At 65.3% G+C, this 1,138-nt stretch carries 1 protein-coding gene; it reads left to right on the top strand.

Annotated elements, in window-relative coordinates:
• Positions 1–45 precede the first annotated feature (45 nt).
• Positions 46–1,137 (top strand): IS630 family transposase, encoded by a 1,092-nt coding sequence (locus Psi02_RS39735; protein WP_203981085.1) that lies wholly within the window; start codon positions 46–48, stop codon positions 1,135–1,137.
• The last annotated feature ends 1 nt before the right edge of the window (position 1,138 follow it).

Raw genomic sequence — 1,138 nt, 5'->3', positions numbered from 1 at the left:
CTAGTCTTCTGAGTCTTGAATTGCATTCATATGTAGGCTTGGGGTGTGGCGCGTACCGGGAGGCCGAAGGCCGAGTTGGTTCTGACGGATGAAGAGCGGGCTGCGCTTGAGGGGTGGGTGCGGCGGCGCACCACACCGCAGGCGTGGGCCCTGCGTTGCCGGATCATCCTGGCCTGCGCGGATGGGACGTCGAACAAGGATGTGGCCGCCCAGCTGGGCTCGACCCCGCATGCGGTGGGCCGATGGCGAGCACGGTTCATCGAGCACCGGATCGCGGGGCTGGGCGATATGCCACGCCCCGGCGGCCCCCGCACCGTGACCGATGAGCAGGTCGCCGCCGTGGTCACCAAAACCCTGGAGCGGAAGCCGAACGACGCGACACACTGGTCGACACGGTCGATGGCTCAGGAAGTCGGGCTGTCGCAGTCGACCGTCTCCCGGATCTGGCGGGCGTTCGGGCTGCAGCCGCACCGCAGCGAGACCTTCAAGCTGTCCACTGACCCCTACTTCATCGACAAGGTCCACGACGTGGTCGGGCTCTACCTCGATCCGCCCGAACGCGCCCTGGTCTTCTGCGTCGATGAGAAATCCCAGATCCAGGCCCTCGACCGATCCCAGCCGGTGCTGCCGATGATGCCCGGGGTGCCCGAGCGGCAGACCGCGGACTATGTCCGGCACGGCACCACCACCCTGTTCGCCGCACTTGAGGTGGCTACCGGCAAGGTCATCGGCTCACTCCACCGCCGGCACCGCGCCGAGGAGTTCAAGGCTTTCTTGATCACGCTCGACAAGCAGGTGCCGGCGGGCCTGGACATCCACCTGGTCTGCGACAACTACGCCACCCACAAGACCCCTGCCGTCAAGAAGTGGCTACTGGCCCACCCACGGTTCCACCTGCACTTCACGCCCACCGGGTCGTCCTGGCTCAACCTGGTCGAGCGCTGGTTCGCCGAACTGACCAACAAGCGGATACGGCGAGGCGTCCACAAGTCCGTCCAGGCCCTCGAAGCCGACATCCGCACCTGGATCGCCACCTGGAACAGCGACCCCAAACCCTACGTATGGACCAAGACCGCAGACGAGATCCTCGAACGCCTCGCCGGATATCTGAACAGAATTCCAGACTCAGAAGACTAGC

The organism is Planotetraspora silvatica (assembly GCF_016863315.1).
In the GTDB taxonomy this organism is placed as follows: domain Bacteria; phylum Actinomycetota; class Actinomycetes; order Streptosporangiales; family Streptosporangiaceae; genus Planotetraspora; species Planotetraspora silvatica.
The sequence above is the reverse complement of the archived record's forward strand: the minus strand, read 5'-3'. Positions and strand labels throughout refer to the sequence as shown.